General features: G+C 45.3%; 12 protein-coding genes. 1 reads left to right on the top strand and 11 read right to left on the bottom strand.

Going from position 1 to position 16,919, the window contains the following annotated elements; translation table 11 throughout:
• Window positions 1-70: 70 nt before the first annotated feature.
• The gene (locus tag ACK1LH_RS19285) at window positions 71-4,069 is read right to left on the bottom strand and encodes a leucine-rich repeat domain-containing protein (RefSeq protein WP_411333977.1); all 3,999 of its coding nucleotides are present in this window, start codon (window positions 4,067-4,069) and stop codon (window positions 71-73) included.
• Window positions 4,070-4,302: 233 nt separating this feature from the next.
• Between ACK1LH_RS19285 and ACK1LH_RS19290 the strand changes: the two genes are divergently transcribed.
• A complete protein-coding gene (locus ACK1LH_RS19290; RefSeq protein WP_411333978.1) occupies window positions 4,303-5,247 on the top strand; it encodes a LytR family transcriptional regulator in 945 nt (314 codons plus the stop codon).
• A 309-nt stretch (window positions 5,248-5,556) separates the two neighbouring features.
• Here ACK1LH_RS19290 and ACK1LH_RS19295 read toward each other — a convergent pair whose 3' ends face one another.
• From ACK1LH_RS19295 to ACK1LH_RS19340, 10 genes are all read right to left on the bottom strand, one after another.
• Window positions 5,557-7,356 (bottom strand): SEC-C metal-binding domain-containing protein, encoded by a 1,800-nt coding sequence (locus ACK1LH_RS19295; protein ID WP_411333980.1) that lies wholly within the window; start codon window positions 7,354-7,356, stop codon window positions 5,557-5,559.
• 190 nt (window positions 7,357-7,546) lie between these two features.
• Entirely contained in the window at window positions 7,547-7,810 is a 264-nt protein-coding gene (locus ACK1LH_RS19300) for a hypothetical protein (RefSeq protein ID WP_029567011.1), read from the bottom strand.
• A 52-nt stretch (window positions 7,811-7,862) separates the two neighbouring features.
• The gene (locus ACK1LH_RS19305; RefSeq protein WP_411333982.1) at window positions 7,863-8,654 is read right to left on the bottom strand and encodes a metallophosphoesterase; all 792 of its coding nucleotides are present in this window, start codon (window positions 8,652-8,654) and stop codon (window positions 7,863-7,865) included.
• 103 nt (window positions 8,655-8,757) lie between these two features.
• Window positions 8,758-9,276: a competence protein ComK gene (locus tag ACK1LH_RS19310; RefSeq protein WP_411333984.1), complete on the bottom strand. Its 519-nt coding sequence runs from the start codon at window positions 9,274-9,276 to the stop codon at window positions 8,758-8,760.
• 152 nt (window positions 9,277-9,428) lie between these two features.
• The gene (locus ACK1LH_RS19315; protein ID WP_411333985.1) at window positions 9,429-9,881 is read right to left on the bottom strand and encodes a hypothetical protein; all 453 of its coding nucleotides are present in this window, start codon (window positions 9,879-9,881) and stop codon (window positions 9,429-9,431) included.
• Window positions 9,882-10,078: 197 nt separating this feature from the next.
• On the bottom strand, window positions 10,079-10,345 hold the full coding sequence (locus ACK1LH_RS19320) for an excalibur calcium-binding domain-containing protein (protein ID WP_411333987.1): 267 nt from the start codon (window positions 10,343-10,345) through the stop codon (window positions 10,079-10,081).
• Window positions 10,346-10,490: 145 nt separating this feature from the next.
• Window positions 10,491-12,050, bottom strand: coding sequence for an FAD-dependent oxidoreductase (locus ACK1LH_RS19325; protein WP_411333988.1), 1,560 nt, complete (start codon window positions 12,048-12,050; stop codon window positions 10,491-10,493).
• 55 nt (window positions 12,051-12,105) lie between these two features.
• The gene (locus ACK1LH_RS19330; protein ID WP_411333989.1) at window positions 12,106-14,412 is read right to left on the bottom strand and encodes a glycoside hydrolase family 10 protein; all 2,307 of its coding nucleotides are present in this window, start codon (window positions 14,410-14,412) and stop codon (window positions 12,106-12,108) included.
• 71 nt (window positions 14,413-14,483) lie between these two features.
• Window positions 14,484-15,977 (bottom strand): DUF4127 family protein, encoded by a 1,494-nt coding sequence (locus tag ACK1LH_RS19335; RefSeq protein WP_411333991.1) that lies wholly within the window; start codon window positions 15,975-15,977, stop codon window positions 14,484-14,486.
• 48 nt (window positions 15,978-16,025) lie between these two features.
• Entirely contained in the window at window positions 16,026-16,916 is an 891-nt protein-coding gene (locus ACK1LH_RS19340; protein ID WP_342824103.1) for a carbohydrate ABC transporter permease, read from the bottom strand.
• Window positions 16,917-16,919: the final 3 nt, after the last annotated feature.

Here is a 16,919-nt window from a genome sequence, read left to right on the forward strand (position 1 = left end):
TACAAATAATGGGGAAAAACGACTATAGACAACAAAAAAACAGCATTTCTGCTGCTTTTCGACTATCTTTTCATCCTCTTTTTCGACGGGCTGCGAGAAAAGCTGCACCTGCCATCGTAAGTATGGTTCCGAAGAAAACAGATTGGTACATCATAGATGCCGTTTTTGGAAGCTTGTTCTCGGATTTGGTTTCAACCGGGCTAATTGGACGACCGCTGACCGAATCTCCTTTTTCCTGATCGGGTTTTACAGGTTCTGGAACAGAGATTTCTTCTTCCTCTTCAGACAAGGTTGTGACTTCTTTCCAGGCTGTATTGACAAACTCCCTGCTTTCACCAAAGACCTCAATATAATACGCCGTATCAGGTTCCAGTCCGGTTACCTGATAGGAAGTCTTCTCAGCAGGAAGAGGTTCATCCCCCTGCATTTCGCCGTTAACGTAAACCGTGTAAGTTCCGTCTCCTTCCAGCATGTTATCCCATGAGAAGGAAATGGTCGTTTGCGTGACGTCAGTGATGTGTATTTCAGGGTAAAAAGAAGCTTCCGCCCAAACTTTCACACCTCTTGCTCTGAGCTCCTCCACAACGCCTGTAGCCCGCGAGCCCGGCGACAAATCAAGCGTGCTGATTCCAAATAGCGAAACCATCTGCAGGTTTTCAAGGATCAGCAGCTGGTCAATGTTTGTCAGTTTCGTCCTTTCAAAAATCACAGTTGAAAGAGATTCGAATGCTTCTATTCCAGACAGATCTTCAAGAGGATTTCCGGCAAGTTCAAGGTGCTGAAGATTCTCGAGTTTCAACGAATTGCTGATACTCTTAACCTGATTATGATTAAGCTGAAGCATTTCCAATTCGCTGAGACCGGATAGAGCCGACAGGTCTGTGATGTTATTTTGGGACAGATCCAGATAAACGAGCTGATCGAGCCCGCTGATAAATGACAGGTCCTGAAGCTGATTGTTTTTAATGGCCAGAAAAGACAGATCTGAAAGCGACTGAATCACTTTGTCATTCTTGATCTCTGTGTTTTCGATGGATAGATCTGCTAGATTGAGTTCTTTTAGTGGCTGCAGATCAAGTTCGCTTCCATTGTTATGAATGAAAAGAGACTGCAGATTTTCCGCATATTCCAGTCCTTTCAAGCTAGTTACGTCCAAATCCAATAGAAATAATTCAGTCAATCGCTCCATATCACTTTGACGGATGTCGCGGACAAGTCCAAGCTGCTCTTTAATCAAATCACTAAGCTGTCTGTCTTTAAAAATGACAGCAGGACCTTGAGGAGCTGCCTCTGTTGTCTCTTCCATTGATTCACTGAAAAGGAGCTCTCCTTCTTCATCATACGCCTTAACTTCAATGTCATAGGCCGTTTCAGGCTTCAACCCTCTGATCCAGTACCTGTATTCATAGCCTTCCACACGTTTTGAGGCTGTTTCTCCGTTCACTAAAACCTTGAAGAAATCGATATCCTTTTCCCCGAAATAGTCCCAGCTTACTTCTATTGAATCCTCCGTCTTTCTGCTTGTATAGATGGAAAACAAGGTTCCAGAGTCATCGTATTCAACATAGACGCCTTTATCAATCAGCTGCCCGATGACCTGCCAGGCGTCCGATCCTTCTGAAAGATCGAGCTTTTTCATGCTAAAAAGAAGAACTGTCACCAGTGAGTCCATGGACAGCAGCGGATCAATTTTTTTCACAGAAGTCATCGACAAATCTGTAAATTGAAGATGTCTTAAGACAGTTAGCGGCTCAATGTCTGTGATTGAATTGTCCTCAAGACTGAGCTCACTGAGGTTTTGAACTTTTTCAATCCCTTCAAGCGAGGACAGCTTATTTCCGTTTAAATAGAGAGCTGACAGTTTTTCGCTTGCAGGTATGGCTGAAAGATCAGCAATCCCGTTGTATGCGAGGTTTAGACCCGTTAAGTCTTTCAATCCCGCAAGTGCTGAAAAGTTCTTGATGCCCGTGTTGGACAAATTGAGAACCTGAAGACTTTTCATTTTGATGATGGAAGACAGGTCTTCCATGCGGTTGTCATCAAGATGCAGCGACGTGAGGCTCAGAGACTCAATCGGTTTAACCGTTTTTATAGAATTGCCGGATAAAACAAGGAGCTTAAGGTTCTTTGCACTCTCGAGTCCAGTCAGGTCACTGATTCCCTCACCTGTCAGGTCGAGTTCTGTCAGAGCTTCCATATCACTTTCATAAATGTCGCGCTTCAAGCCGAAATGGTCTTTCATTGCGGTTCTCAAGTTCGCATCCGGGAAAACGGCTTTTTCTCCGGCAGGCGTTTTTAGCGTTGTGAAAAAACCGCGGTCAAAACCTGTCATGACGCCATTGTGCTCAAAAACCTTAATAGAATAGGAGTACACGGTTTCAGGCTTCAGACCCGCCGTCTCATAGTTGATGACCCGTCTTTCTGTTTCGGTTTTTTGAGCAATTCCGTCAACCGTAATTTCGTAATAAGCAGGAATGTCATCTCCCTCATATTCCCACTGGAATGAAGCACTCCTATCCCCCGGCTTTACATGGACGAGATGGATGTTCAGACTGTCGTCATAAATGATCTCAAGATTGTCGCCAAACTGCTGGAGCTCATCTTTCACCTTTAAGTAAACCTCTCCGTACAAAATAATTTTTTTAAGAGATGTCAGCGTTTGGAGCGGCTGAATCGTTTTTATTGGTATATAGGAAAGGTTTATTTCTTCCAGTTGAGACAACGAACTGAGGGAAGAAACACTTTTCACATTGGTAAAACTAAGATCCAGCACTTTAAGTTTCGTCAGCTTCCCGATATTTTTTGTCTCCTTAAACGAAGAATCCGCAAGCACAAGACTCTTCAAATTCACGAGGTCATTAAGAGGAGAATAATCGACTGAACCCGTCATTGAAAGATCCAAATACTCAAGATTTGTCAGCAGTCTCAATGGTTCAATGCTTCTCAAGCTGTTGCCTGCAAGCTCAAGATGCTGAAGATTCACCGCATGATGGAGTCCTGTCAGGTCTTTGATCTCATAAGCTGATGCATTCAAATAGGTCAGCTTCTCGAGATCACTTTCTGTCACATCGCGCTGAATCCGCAGCTGGTCCTCCACCGCACGTTTGAGTGCACTGTCTTTAAATTGGACTGTTTTGCCGTTTGCAGCTTCCATTGTTCTTCCTCTTACGGAAGCCTCATTCAGCTTCTTGCCGTTTCTGTCAAACGCAGTGACTTTCACTTCGTATTCTGCCGCGGACTTTAAATCGGTAAATTGGTACTCTGTTTCTTTCGTTTTTTCAAGCTTCAGCTTCCCGTTAAGATACACATCAAAGAAGGCCGCCCCATCTAAAAACCAGCTTGTTTCAAAAGTAGTGTCATTGACGGGATAAAAGAAAATCGTGTAGGCAGGCTTTTTTTCAGCCTCTGTCCTCACACGCACTTCCCTGCTGTCAATCAGCTTCTCGTCTGCAATAATTTTAAGTGTAAAGGAATAGTCCGTATCAGGCTCCAAATCTCTAAAAATGTGTTCGCCGGCATCCGGATAGCTTCCAATGAAAGTACCGGATTGATAGAGCTGATAGACTGCTTTCCCGCTGCTTTTATAGGCAGGCCAGGAAACGGCAATCGTTGTCCCCTCTGCACGGGCATGCAGCAGAAATCCCTCATCTGCCGGATCTGCAGGATCAACAGGAGTAACAGGCCCGCCATTTTCTTTTTGATGGACAATCGTTATAGGTTCTGTTTGAACCATTGCATCATTTTCAAGCTTAATGGAATACGTATAAACCTCTTTATCAGAAGTATTTGTGTCCAAGTATTCATATGTTCTTACAGCTGAACCATCTCTGTTTATCAGTTCATCAGCAAGTGAGGCCTCAATCTTTTGTTCTGCACCATTTTTCACTAAAAGAAAAGACTGCGGATCATTTGAAGCCGAGGTCACAGTCCAAACCAGCCGTATTCCTTTTTCTGTATTTGTATAGGAATGGAAGGCGATTTGTGTTCCCGTTTCCGCTGCTGCCGCATAAGGCAAGACCATGGTTATAAACAAAATTAGAGTCATGAGGACCGACAGCATTTTTTTCATCGTGAAATTTTTTCCCCCTGGTTTTTATCAGCATATTAAATCCATTATAGATATGGCCGATAATAAAGTATATTTGATTCGCAAGACAAAAATCTACAAATTTATGAAACTTACCGCTTATACAATACGTCAAATTGGTGGAACCTCTATTTTTTTACAAAAAAAGTATTGTTTCCATGATACGGCAAAAATATAATGTGTATAGGCAATTACTTCTATTAAAGGATGAGACGATGAGAGAACAAAAACACAAAAAGCGCAAATGGCTCTGGATTACCCTAAGCATCATAGGTCTGCTCGTACTGGGTACCGGTGGCTACGCCTTCTATTTGTATAAAACAGCAACGGACACTGTTGCAAAGATTCAGGAAGATATCGGCAGAGAAAAGTCAGACAAGCGCCCGCAGGCAGTGGCATTTAAAGAAAGAGATCCGATCTCGATCCTGCTTATGGGCGTAGATGAGCGAAAAGGAGACCGCGGACGCTCGGATTCTCTTATTCTCTTAACCGTAAATCCGAACAAAAAATCGATGAACATGGTCAGCATCCCGCGTGACACACGCACCGAGATTATCGGAAAAGGCAAAGAGGACAAAATCAACCATGCTTACGCCTTCGGCGGCACGGAAATGGCAATCAATACGGTCGAGCATTTCCTGGACGTTCCTGTTGACTACTTCGTAAAAGTGAACATGGAGAGCTTCAAGGATATCGTTGATGCAGTAGGCGGAGTAGAAGTGAACAACGACTTGTACTTTGAATATGACGGCAAGACATTTAACGAAGGTCCAATTAAATTAGACGGTGAAGAGGCGCTCAGCTTTACAAGAATGCGCTATGAAGATTCAAGAGGCGACTTCGGCCGCCAGTTGCGCCAGCGCCAGGTCATTGAAGCCGTTATCGCAAAAGGAGCAAACATCTCCTCCATCTCAAAATTCGGCGAGATGTTCAAAATTGTTGAAAACAACGTTAAAACAAACCTTGGCATGGACGAAATGTGGAGCATCCAGGAGAACTACAAAGATGCACGCAATTCAATGGAACAGCATCAAATCAAAGGGACCGACGACATGATCGGCGGAATCTACTATTATATCGTTCCTGAAGAAGAGCGCACTGCTTTATCAAACCAGTTGAAAGAGCATTTGGAGCTGTCTGGTACGACGGCTTCGAATTGATAGAATGAGAAAGCAAACCTCTAATGGGGTTTGCTTTTTTTTTTGCAGTTTGGGAGGGCGGCTGATTAGCTGTGGGATCAGAAATCGGAGGTGGTTCTTAGAATAGCACTTGCCTTAGCAGCTGAAAACTGGTTTAGATTGTTAGATCCCGGATTTGGATTGTTAGGAACCCCAATCGGATTGTTAGATTCATGGTTTGGATTGTTACAGGGCCAATTTGGATTGTTAGGGGCTGGCGCCAGCCCTTGTTGCGCAATTTAAGCACTAAAAAAGCCGGCTTCCATAAAGAAAACCGGCTTCAGCCTTACATTATTCAGACATCCACTCAACCAGTTCCGGATGATTGGACCAGACAAATCCATATTCCATGAAGTACTCAACCGCTTCATACTCTTGACCGAATTCCTCCGGCTCCTTCGGCAGCTTTCGTTTGCCGGCAAGAACATCGTAGATGACAGGATTCACGTTTTTCGCCTTTTGAGCAAGTCTTTCAACCGCAGGAGTCATTCCTTTTAACGCGAATTCCACAAGCAGCATGTTGTAGGCGCCTGCTGCAAAGTCGGTCTCTTCGAATTTCTCGAGGAGCGCTTTGGCTTTTTTGTGCTCGCCTGCATCCATGTACATGACAAACAGCGTATAGCGCACGCCCTGACTGTCCATCTCGTTCAGCTCGAGCAGCTCCTCGCACTGCTTAATCGCCTCTGTCAGGTTGCCCATTGCCGCTTGAAGAATGGCATAGTTGAACTTAGAGCGCATGTAAGGGCGCGTTTCAATCATTCCCCAGAACATGCCTTTATCCTCCTTGAAGATCTCCTTGCCGAGGTCCGCCTCTCCGGCTTCCATTCCCTGTTTATAAAGCTCAAGCTGCTTGGCAGGATCACTCTTTGCGTCTCCCAGCATATTGAAAGCATCAGGGTGGAACGGGTAGATCTCCATCGCCTGTTTGGCAAGCTTCACTCTTTGCTGCGGAGAACTCTCCATCGCTTCGTAGATAAGCTCCTGCGCACGCGCGCGGTCTGCATCAGTGTACTTTTTAAGATCACCTTTTCCGGAAACAGCGATGCTGTCCTCAGCGAGGTCCGCCTCAAGCATTTCTTTTATATCTTTATACACCTTAGACAGAGAGCTCGTGCTGACTTCGTAAAGCTCCGCAATTTTTTTCTGGGTCATTCCCTGCTTGTACATATGCTTTTCCACGAAATAATGCATACCTGCTGAGTAAATGACCTCTTTTTTGATGGTCGGCTTTACACTATAAAGATATTTGTGCATTAGAGCAAATGCCTTTTCGGCAGTTTCTACTGGAACATGGGCTTGCAGAAGATTTCTTTGCATTTTCAAGGCAGCATTTTCGTACAACGGTTCATCCCAAGCCAGCTCTGCTTCTTCTACTTGGGGCTCTTCTTCTACCTTAGGCTCTTCTTCTACAGGCTCTGTCAGCATGGAAATCAGCATTTCCGGGAACTGATCCGCCATAAATGCTCCGATGTCATCGAACGCGCTCTCTTCGAAAAGCTTCAGCGTCAGTTTTTTGTTAAACTCCGTCTGCGCTTCTTCAAATTCAAGCTGCATCATGAAATACGTATAGTAGTCTCCGAATGGCAGCAGGTACCCGAGAAGCATCGCGCCGGATTTAAAGGAATGGGTTCCCTCGTCCACGCGCACTTGTTTTGTTTCATCTGTAAACAGATCCTTCACTGTGTAGCTTTCATCGTCTGTTACATGTTCTATGACAGAGAACGTCGGAACAGCACCAGCCCATCTTTCAAGCTGAGTCATCGTTACCGGTCTCACATTTTCGCGGCGTTTTTTCTCAATAAAGGCTTCTAAGATAGTCCCATTTCCAACTTTCACTGAGAAAACAGCCCAAACAAGGAGTGAACCGTAAATCTGCTGATCCTCGCCTATGTTAAACTTGCGCATCTTCTCTCTGACAGCCTTATCCATTTCTCTTGAATAAACAGAGGAGGCGAACTGCATCAGCTCTCCCTGCATCTTTTCAAGATCAGCGTGACGAATCGCTTCAATCGACGTCACTTTATTCATACAGCATTTCTTATATTTTTTTCCGCTGCCGCAATGGCACGCGTCATTTCTTCCAATATCCATTTGTAGACTCCTTTAAATCCTTATTCCCTCATCTATTGTGCCAGTTATCGGGGAATAATTCAACGCGCAGAACAAAAGCGGAAGCGCCAAGGGTCCGCTCTGACAGGCAGATAAGAAGATGATATTCTTTATTATGTTATAAATAATGAAAAACCGCAGATTGAAGTCTGCGGTTTTTTACATCAAGCTCTTAACCCACTTGATCTGATTTCTTATAAATATACATGCTTTGATCTTCACCGTATGCAAAATGAATGTCATGTCCGACGCGGTTCAATGTCGGGATGAGCGTATTGTGATACTCTTCCTCTTTTATATCATTAAAATAAAGCCTGAGCGCTTCTGCACATTCTGAGTCAGTCAGAGATAAATCCTCAAAGCAGGCGCGGAGAAAGTTTTTGTTCAGGATGAAATATTCATGTACATCATAAAGAATATGGTCCAGATTAGACAAAGGATTCACTCCCTAAAAAGAATTACTCTAATTATGGACAACTTTTTGAAGTTTATACATGCTTCCCTTTTTTCCTTACATTCACAATCGTCATTTCACTCCGCACCCCGAACCGTAGATTCCAGTGCGCCTGGCCGATCCCCTTTGAAATATATAAATAGCGACCTTCCACTTCATGAAATCCTTTATAGATCCCGCGCTTTGCAAGCTCTCCTTTAGAGATGAATTTGAAAAACAGCGGAATATTAAATTGTTTCCCGTGAAGATGCCCGGACATCATCAAATCAAATGGTTTATCCACTTCTGCAAGGTCATTGGGATCGTGGCACAAAACAATTCTCGGTTTAATTGATGATGCATTTGAGAAGGCTTTTTCCACGCCAAACTCGTCTTCCCTGTAAAAATCCAGACCTATTAATGAAAAGTCCTCAAGATCAATTGATTCATTAATCAGCACATGCACTCCCTTTTCCTCAAGCCACTCGCGCAGAAGAAGACTCAAATGAACTGTCCGGTAGTCATGGTTGCCAAAAACCGCATAAACAGGAATACCATGCTCTTTAATGGCCGTGAGGTACGCCTCGAGGTGCGGTATGTATTTTTCCCGAGCCGTAAAATCACCGGTGATAAAGACATAATCAGGTTTTTCACGTTTCAATACGTCTCTGATTTTTTCAGAAGAAATTCGGTTTCTTTCAATATGAATGTCAGACAAATGAAGGATTTTTTTATCAATCCCGAGCGGCACGTCTACTCTTTCAACCTTTAGCCATTTTGTCGGCACAACGAACAATGAATAAAACAACCCTGTGCATCCAGCAAGGAACCAAATGAATTCCGCCATACGATCCCCCATTTTTTCTATTTCCTACAGTTTACTAAAGGTTGCCGGGAATTAGTATTAAAAAACAGCCAAGTTCCATCAGGAACCCGGCTGTGGCATGTTATTATACGTCATATCCTTCATAAGACTCTGCCACATACACGGGCAGCTCCCACATTTCCTCCTGCCTGTCGAGATAATTCAGGACAAGCTGCTGGGCATGTCCTGATTTCAGCTGAAAGCTTTCCACACTGCCGTGAATTTCGATTTGCTCTCTGTTTTGAAATTCAATCATTGTTTTGCTTCCCTTCAGAAAAGGCTTCTTGGCATACCGGTAGGAAATCCACATGCAGTCCTCATGGTCTGGCGACAGCGTCGGCAGCATGCAGATCCGGTAGCCCGGAGACAGGCAGATCGGGAGCATCTTCTTGCCCGGCAGTATCAGCTTTGCGGCATCCACCATTCCCTGATAAGACGCACCTGCATGAACACAGCTGCGCTCCATAATCGCTCTTGGAGACAATTTGATCATTCTTTTTTTGTACAGCTCGTGAACAATCGTCCAGCGTTCTCCTTTCTCAGAATAAATCGGCTTTAATACCATCGTTTCTCTCCAAACTGTATAGCTTTCTTCAGCAAGCACTCTCTCCACCTCTTTTTATTTTTTATGAAATATTTTCCACCCTCCTGTTTATCATACAAAATATTGCTTTAGTAGGTAATATTAACTATTAAAAATTTACTATATTAAAACAATCCTTTACAATCCAAACAAAAAGACCTCAACTAGAGGCCTCATTCAAACTCCCACACAATCTTCCAAGCTCCTTTTTCCTTCACCGCATACACGTTCTGCCTGACATCAAAGGTGCCGAACTTGCTTTTAAACGTCTGCCTGACCTGAACAAGGCGCGCCTCATTAAATACCGGGGCACCCTTCGCCATTCTCCATCTCCTGACTTTCTTCTGCTTCTCAATCTCAAACGTAAACGTCGACACTCCGTAATGGCTCATATAGATGTGAGAACGCTCCGTTACATAAGCATTTTTCGTGAACCGGTCCTTCATCAGAGGATGAAACAGCTCCCAGGCATCTCCGAAGTTGCCGCTCTGCTCCATCCTGTAAAAATCCTGCACTGCCTCCTTCGGCGTTGAAGGAGAAAACAAGTGAAACGCACCATAGATCAACAACCCTGCCGCACAAACAAGCAGCAGGGGAATGACCGGCCATTGCCTTCGTCTTCGCATTGGGGACGTACCTCCTGTGGATGCTAAGACAAGTTTATGAAGGGGTGAGGTGAAAAAGAACTGGGGTCAGTTTTGCTTTCAGTACCATCAACACCTTATCCATAGAGCTTGATGGTTCTATTACTTCCAGCTTACAACCCCTTCAATCGCCACAAAAAAAGATGCACCATCTCCGGCGCACCTTTTCTTTCACTCTATTATTTTTCACAAGCAATCAAATCTTTATCACGATCACTCTTTTTGTTAGCTTCATATAAATCTTTTGCAACATGCGGCTTATACTTTGTTTTGCCGCCTTTGTTTTTTACGCTTGAAGACTTGGCCACTCCGCCTTTATAGTCTTTGTTAAGCTCAGTGCAGTTTTTGTACGTTTTAACTTTTGCTTTGGCTTCTGCTGAATCCGGTGCAGCGGAAACGCCCAACGCCAGTCCAATAGATAGAGTTACGGCTAAGAATCGCTTCATATGTAGTTATTTCCTCTCATGTCTTTTTGCTTATAATAAGGGATAAATTGTATTAAAACAACACAAAATTTAATTTTTAAATTTTTTGAGAAAAAGAGATTTTTTATGAGGAAATACACTGCTGCAATTCCCGCCTTGCACCCATTCAAACAGCCCCAACCACCGGCCAATGCAGCACAATCCCATTCTTCTCAAGCATAGATTGATAGCTTCTCAATAAATCTTCCTGCTCAAGAACCTCCTTAGGCGTCACATTGTGATCAGCTGCAAATGCCGCAAGATAACCTGCACTTTCCCCTATATTCCACTCAACAGGATGAACCCTGAAGCATCCGTTTATCAGATGGGTTGTGCCGATGTTTTTGCAGGCAGGAAGCAGGTTTTTAAGCCTGACAGGAATAAGCGAGCCAAGCGGAATTTCAAACGGAAAGCTTTCTGCGTAGAAAAAGGTATTGGTTTCAATGGTCGGATGCAGGTCAATCCGGTAACAGCCGATGCCAATGCTGTCTTTTATTTTTTTGATAGAGTCCCGCAAATTTGCATTGATATCTTCTTCGACTACTGTGTGAACTGCTTTGATCCGGCGCGATTCCCGGATGTACGGATACTTCGCAAATCCGTCTTCTGTTCCAAGTACATCTCCTCTCATGCGAAGCCCCGGGTAGCCTGTGCCCCCATCTGACCGGGGAGCCTCAGTCTGCAGCCAATATAAGAGCGAGTAGCCGAGCTGCTTGGACTGATACATATGCTTTTCTTTCTCATCTGCATCCACATCAATGATGGAACCGAGCCAATAGTCGTTTTGCGGCCAGTTGATGAGAGAAATATCCCCTTCATAGAGGTCCTGATAAGATGATTGATCCGCAATTCTCCGGTAGTCCCACAGTCCCCATGAATCTTCGTGAGAGAACATCTTAAATTCCTTTGAGCTGCCTGTATGAGCATCCGGAATAAACCAGCTCAGCTGCTTATGCTTCAAAAAGGGAGCCTGATACTCCTTCCAGAATTCATACTGAGCCGGCTTTTCAATGGTGAAATCCTCCCCCTCAATGTGCTCGAGAGCAAAGACAAACGTAAAGGACTGCATATCCTGGGGACGGCTCACTTCACCTGCATGCTCCTCTCCCGTTTCCGCTCGTGACTCTGCACCGGTTACGTATTCCGCACCTGTGAGGGGAAGCAAATCTCCGCATTCTGTTGCATCAATGAAAAAAGGTGCCTTTAGTAAAATACGTTCACCCGTTACGGACTTTTCAAATGCAACTGACTGAATCACATCGTTTTCAACCTCTGCACCAACAGGAACAGCTGAATAGATAACCGAAATCCGTCCGCTGTTCACATATGGTGAAAGCATCTCGTTCAGAATGCTCAAAGCCACCTTTGGCTCGTGCGACAGCCTGCTGACCCAGGCATTCCCGGGATTAAGGACAGGATTTTCTTTTTCTTCCTGCTTCAAGGGATAGTTTTTGCGGTAATACTCTCGCACACGATTTCGGAACTCCCTGTAGGTTTGCGTGCAGCCAAACTGTTCAATCCACGGGTGCTCATCCGGCGGAACAGCCTGACTCGTCAGCTGGCCTCCAAGCCAGTCTGTTTCTTCCGTTAAAATCACCTTCTTGCCCGATTTGGCTGCAGAGAATGCGGCAAGTGTTCCGCCGAGGCTCCCGCCAATAATGATGATATCCGCCTTCATTTCCGTCATGGCTGTTTCCCCCTATGTAAAGATGTCCTCCCGCATGTTGGGGAGGACCTTTCCATTATTGAGCCAGGTACCTTCTGGCATCATCAAGCTGCTTTTCAATCTGCGTTTTCACATTCGGATCTGCGTGCAATTTGACCGTGCTTAAAAGCTTTTCAGCCTGATCAATATGTTTCAGCGCTTGTTCTTTTTTGGTTTTCTCCAACTTAGCCCGCGCCTGCTTTAGCTGTACCTCAATGATTTTCGATAGCTGTGGATCAAGTCCTTTTTTCTCAACGTAGATTTCATTCATTTTGCGGGAAAGCTCCTCTAACGCGACGCTCGCTGACTGAACCGGATTTCTGTGCGGCACAATCGCGCTGGTCCGCTGCGGTCCAAGAGCAAGGGCATGGAAATGCTGATCCTGAAGCGTATGGTAGGCAAACTGAACCTGCCCTGCTGCTCCTGTATTGCCTATTGCGTCTGCCTGACTGACGAGAAGCTCATCGTCAAACCCTACAAACGGAGCAAGGCCGATGTAGGATAAAACAGGATATGTCATGCGCTCAATGAATTCACGGGATGTCCGCTCCACATAGTTTGTATCCACTGAATAGACCATCGGCGTGATAAAGTCCAGCTGTCCTGCGTTTACCCACTCCACCCAGTTTTGGAATTTCGCATCAATGGCATCTGATACTTCCGGGAAAACGGCAGTTGAAAGATCGACTTGTTTGTCTTTGCCGTTCATTTCCCCGCGGATCCGCTCAACAAATGTGGAAATCTGCCTTTCTCTCCATTTATTCCACTTTTCCCAGTTTTCAGGATCACTTGCAGGGGTTATCTCAAGCGGATCAACACCTGCTTCTTTCTTAAATTCACCGCGTGTGTAGTCATCGTAGCTGAAGCCGACATCATACGGCTGGCTCACAGGATAGCGGATATAGTCTAAATGCAGACCTTCTACCTCATATTCATCCGTCATTTCGTTAAAAACGGTTGATAAAAAGTCGCGTGCTTCAGGATGTGCGGGATTAAGCCAGTAGTAGCCAACCTCTTTCTTGGAAGGCAAATCACCCTGACGGTCAACGGCCGCCCATTCCGGATGTTTTTCTAAAACAGGACCGGGAGGATTCAGTGATTCATGTCCGACAAAAAAGGTATGAACCCATGCGTGGACTTCAATATCGCGTTTTTTAGCTTCTTCGACAAATACAGCTAACGGATCCCAGCCCTTAAACTGCGGGTTCTGTTCAGCTTTTGTGCTTGGGTAAATCGTATAGCCGTGGAAGTACGTTTCAAGAAAAAGAAGGTTATAGTTTGCAGCTTCCAGACGATCAAGCGTTTTTATAATCTCCTCACGGTTCTTTTCAACAGGGCGGTGCCAAACTCCCCGGGCATCTACTTTTTTAGATTCTACACTGTAAAAATAAGCTTCTTTTGAAAGAAGGGCCGCCTGTTCAGAAAGCTCCATCGTGCTCTCCCAGTTCTCATCTGCAAAAGCACGTCTCGCTTCCTCAATCACTTCTTCCGCCTCACCAATTTTAGCTTCAGCATCCGCTTCCGGAATATCAAGGAATTGTTCTTTTGCAGAGGCAAGTGAAGCTTTTGCTTTGTTCAGGACCAGGTCCGCTGCGTTGATATAGGCACTCGCATCAATGACAGCCGTAACAGTCTTATTTTCCTCATTGAATGTCACTTTTGCTCCAACCTGTGTATACTTCAGCAGCCAGTCCTTCCCCTTTCCGTGTCCTGACAGCACGAAGCCATCATCTGGAATTGGGGAGTTGCTTCCGGACATTTCAACAACGATGCCATTTCGGACAATGACTTCAGCGCCGTACTGATTGGTCCCAGTCGTATCATAGCCGTAATCCTTTGTATAAACGATCAGTTCGTCTGCTCCGCGTCCGCCCGGGAATTCAAACGGTGCCTGCGGATTCAGCTTGTTAAAGGAGGTTGTCGATTCTTTTCTCGGCTCTGAAATCACATCATAGAGGATCTCAGTCCGTTCACCCAGCTTCACATTGGCTAAAAGCCACGTGCGTGCTTCACCGTGTCCGGACAGGACATATCCATTTGCCGGAATTGGAGCATCAGCCTTTCCTTGTCCTGCATCCCTGACTTCTGTCACCACATCATTTTCAACAATAATCTCAATACCCCACTGATTATTCAACGTAGAGTCCCCAAACTCAGGTGTATACACAATCAGCTGATTGGCCTCGCGGATTTTGTTAAACCCGCTGATCTGGTAGGTCTGTCCATTTTGCGCCTTAATCAGATTTTCCTTAAATGCTGCCTGCGGCTGTAAACTTGGGTAGTATGAAAGAACAAATGCAGCAATCACAGCAAAAACAATCCACGTTTTAACCCGTTTGCTCATGAAAAATTTCTCCCCTTCTCACCTTTGATAAAGAACATCCCCATTGTTCTTTTTCGTTCAGCTTCCCCCGCTCACCTCCTCAAAGTAAACCCAATCTCAAACGTCCGGTTCCATGGCAGATGAATGTCCTCTACTTCAAAATCAAAACCTGTTTCTCCTTTAAAACTTTCCACTTGCTTTAAGAATTCAGCGCTGACAAGCTTCACAAGCTCCTCTAGATTCGCGTTCTCTTCATCAATCTGCTTTCTCACGGCCTGCCTCACAACCGTTTGATACAGATAATCCTCAGTTGCTCTCGCCAAGAGCTGCTCCTGGTGGTTCCTTTCTGTATGAAGCCCTTTCTTCACAGCTAAATGCCGCAGACAAGCCTGTGATACAACCGTTCCCAGAGTGTTTCCCGCCGTATTCCATGCGCCAAATCCCGCAAGCTCCAGCAGATTGACCTGTTCCAAAAGCGGCTTCATCATCGCCGGATCTGCTCCATTTGCATAGGCAAGGTCCGCGACAGCAACCGATTTTGTACGGAGATAGTACTTCAATCGCGCAATCCACTCACCCACGTTACGGTCAGCTGTATGAACGCCTCCAAGATGTTTCTGCAGGGCAAGATCTCCCTGCGCTTTTCCAGGAACATTCACAGCAAGCAAGATATCGGCTTCAGCTGCCGAATCAACCGTATGGCTGCCGGCTGCAAAAATCTGGCCTTTTACAGACTCTGCGATCGGCCTGTCTTCATACATGGCATGAAGAAGCGCACCCTTCTCACCACTGTAAAACGGGTAGAAGCGAGGGTGAGTTTCGTTTTCAAGCTGATAAATCATCCTCGTTGCAAGCGTTGAGGCCACCTCATCGGCTCCAGGATAAATGAGCACCCTTGAAGATAATCCTCGCTCAAGCACTTCACCTGCAAGCACTTCCTGTTCCTTGATATTAAAGCCATATTCAGCAGTATCATCCTGTGGAAAAACAAGAACATCAAGAACCCCAACCTCCACATAATCAAGCAGCTGTAGATTAATCTTGAAATTCCTCTCTCTTGTTTCGGTATAATCCGACAAAATCCCCCGGGGAATATGAAGCTGATCCACAATCTTTTTAGAGCTTCCATCCCCTGTCTTTTCATAGCGGTGACTGTGGTACGAATAAGCCCAAAGCTCTTCCCCGTACTGATTCCAATACTCTTTTTCTTCCTCATTCACATAGTTGTTGGATATTCTCATCGTGGAACTGAACGCATAGAGCGGTTTATCTGGATACCGAACTTTTATGTCCTTCAAAAGCTGCAGGCTATTCGTCAGCTCTTCTATCGAAGCAGCACTGACCCTTGAAGGAACAAGTCCTCCATATAGAAGCATATCGATGGAAAGAATAAACCCGTCCACATCACCCGCTGTCTGAAGCAGCCACTTCCTATGATCTTCAATCTTCCCGGGCTCTTTTATAAATCCCAGGGATCCTTTGTCCGGCGCAATGATCTCCCATCCTCCAATCTGCGCAAGATGGATAGGCAAATCCCTTGTCACGGGACGCGCATCAACGGGCAATAAAGCCAATTTACAGTTCACACTCTCACCTCATTTGAAAAGGGAGATGATCATCCACCTCCCCTGTTTTTATCCTTTCACAGCACCTTTCATGGCGCCGTCAATAAAGTACTTCTGCATCGCTACAAAGAAAAGAATAATCGGCAAGATCGAAATGATGGAACCTGCGGCAATGAGCCTCCAATTGCTTGAAAAGCTTCCTGCAAGCATGTTTACTCCAAGCGGCAGTGTGTACATGTTCTGATCATTTGTGATGATCAGCGGCCACAGGAAATCTCCCCACGCCATGACAAAAATAAAGATGGCAAGCGTCACGACAGAAGGCTTCACTAGCGGCATAAGGATCTTCCACCAAATCTGAAACGCATTCGCCCCGTCCATTCTCGCCGACTCATCCAGCTCATACGGAATCGTTAAAAAGGCCTGCCTCATGAGGAAAATACCGAACGCTGTTGTAGCATGAGGAAGAACGAGACCGGCATACGTGTTCTGCAGTCCAAGATCAAGCGACAGCAGATAGATCGGAATCATGAGCAGTTGAAACGGAATCATCATCGTACTGATGATCAGCAGGAAAACAAGGTTTTTCCCTCTGAAGTTCATCCGGGCAAGCGGATAGGCAGCAAGCGAGCACAGCACAATGTTTAACAAAACCGTCAGCACCGATACGATGACGCTGTTCCCCAGATACCGCCAAAACGGGAAGGTGTCCATCACCTGCGTGTAGTTGCTGAGAGTCGGGTTTTCCGGAATGAACTGCGGCGGGTAGGCGAAAATATTTTCACTTCCCGATTTAAGGGACGTTGCAAGCAGCCAAAGAAACGGACCGACTGTCAGGAAAGTGACGAAGATCAGCAGGGCATACGTCAACGTCAGCCGGACGATCTTTTTCACATTCCATTTTTTCTTCATGTTTACTTTCACCCCGACGGCACTTGATTGATTTCGCTGAAGTTCCATTGC

The sequence above is a fragment of the Metabacillus indicus genome (assembly GCF_046603695.1).
GTDB classification, from domain to species: domain Bacteria; phylum Bacillota; class Bacilli; order Bacillales; family Bacillaceae; genus Bacillus_P; species Bacillus_P indicus.

Excerpts from the sequence above, each read along its gene's own strand:
- ACK1LH_RS19315 (WP_411333985.1), bottom strand. The coding sequence starts at position 9,881 with ATGCGAAGACGAAGGCAATGGCCGGTCATTCCCCTGCTGCTTGTTTGT.
- ACK1LH_RS19295 (WP_411333980.1), bottom strand. The coding sequence starts at position 7,356 with ATGGATATTGGAAGAAATGACGCGTGCCATTGCGGCAGCGGAAAAAAA.
- ACK1LH_RS19340 (WP_342824103.1), bottom strand. The coding sequence starts at position 16,916 with ATGGAACTTCAGCGAAATCAATCAAGTGCCGTCGGGGTGAAAGTAAAC.
- ACK1LH_RS19285 (WP_411333977.1), bottom strand. The coding sequence starts at position 4,069 with ATGAAAAAAATGCTGTCGGTCCTCATGACTCTAATTTTGTTTATAACC.
- ACK1LH_RS19325 (WP_411333988.1), bottom strand. The coding sequence starts at position 12,050 with ATGACGGAAATGAAGGCGGATATCATCATTATTGGCGGGAGCCTCGGC.
- ACK1LH_RS19290 (WP_411333978.1), top strand. The coding sequence starts at position 4,303 with ATGAGAGAACAAAAACACAAAAAGCGCAAATGGCTCTGGATTACCCTA.
- ACK1LH_RS19305 (WP_411333982.1), bottom strand. The coding sequence starts at position 8,654 with ATGGCGGAATTCATTTGGTTCCTTGCTGGATGCACAGGGTTGTTTTAT.
- ACK1LH_RS19320 (WP_411333987.1), bottom strand. The coding sequence starts at position 10,345 with ATGAAGCGATTCTTAGCCGTAACTCTATCTATTGGACTGGCGTTGGGC.
- ACK1LH_RS19330 (WP_411333989.1), bottom strand. The coding sequence starts at position 14,412 with ATGAGCAAACGGGTTAAAACGTGGATTGTTTTTGCTGTGATTGCTGCA.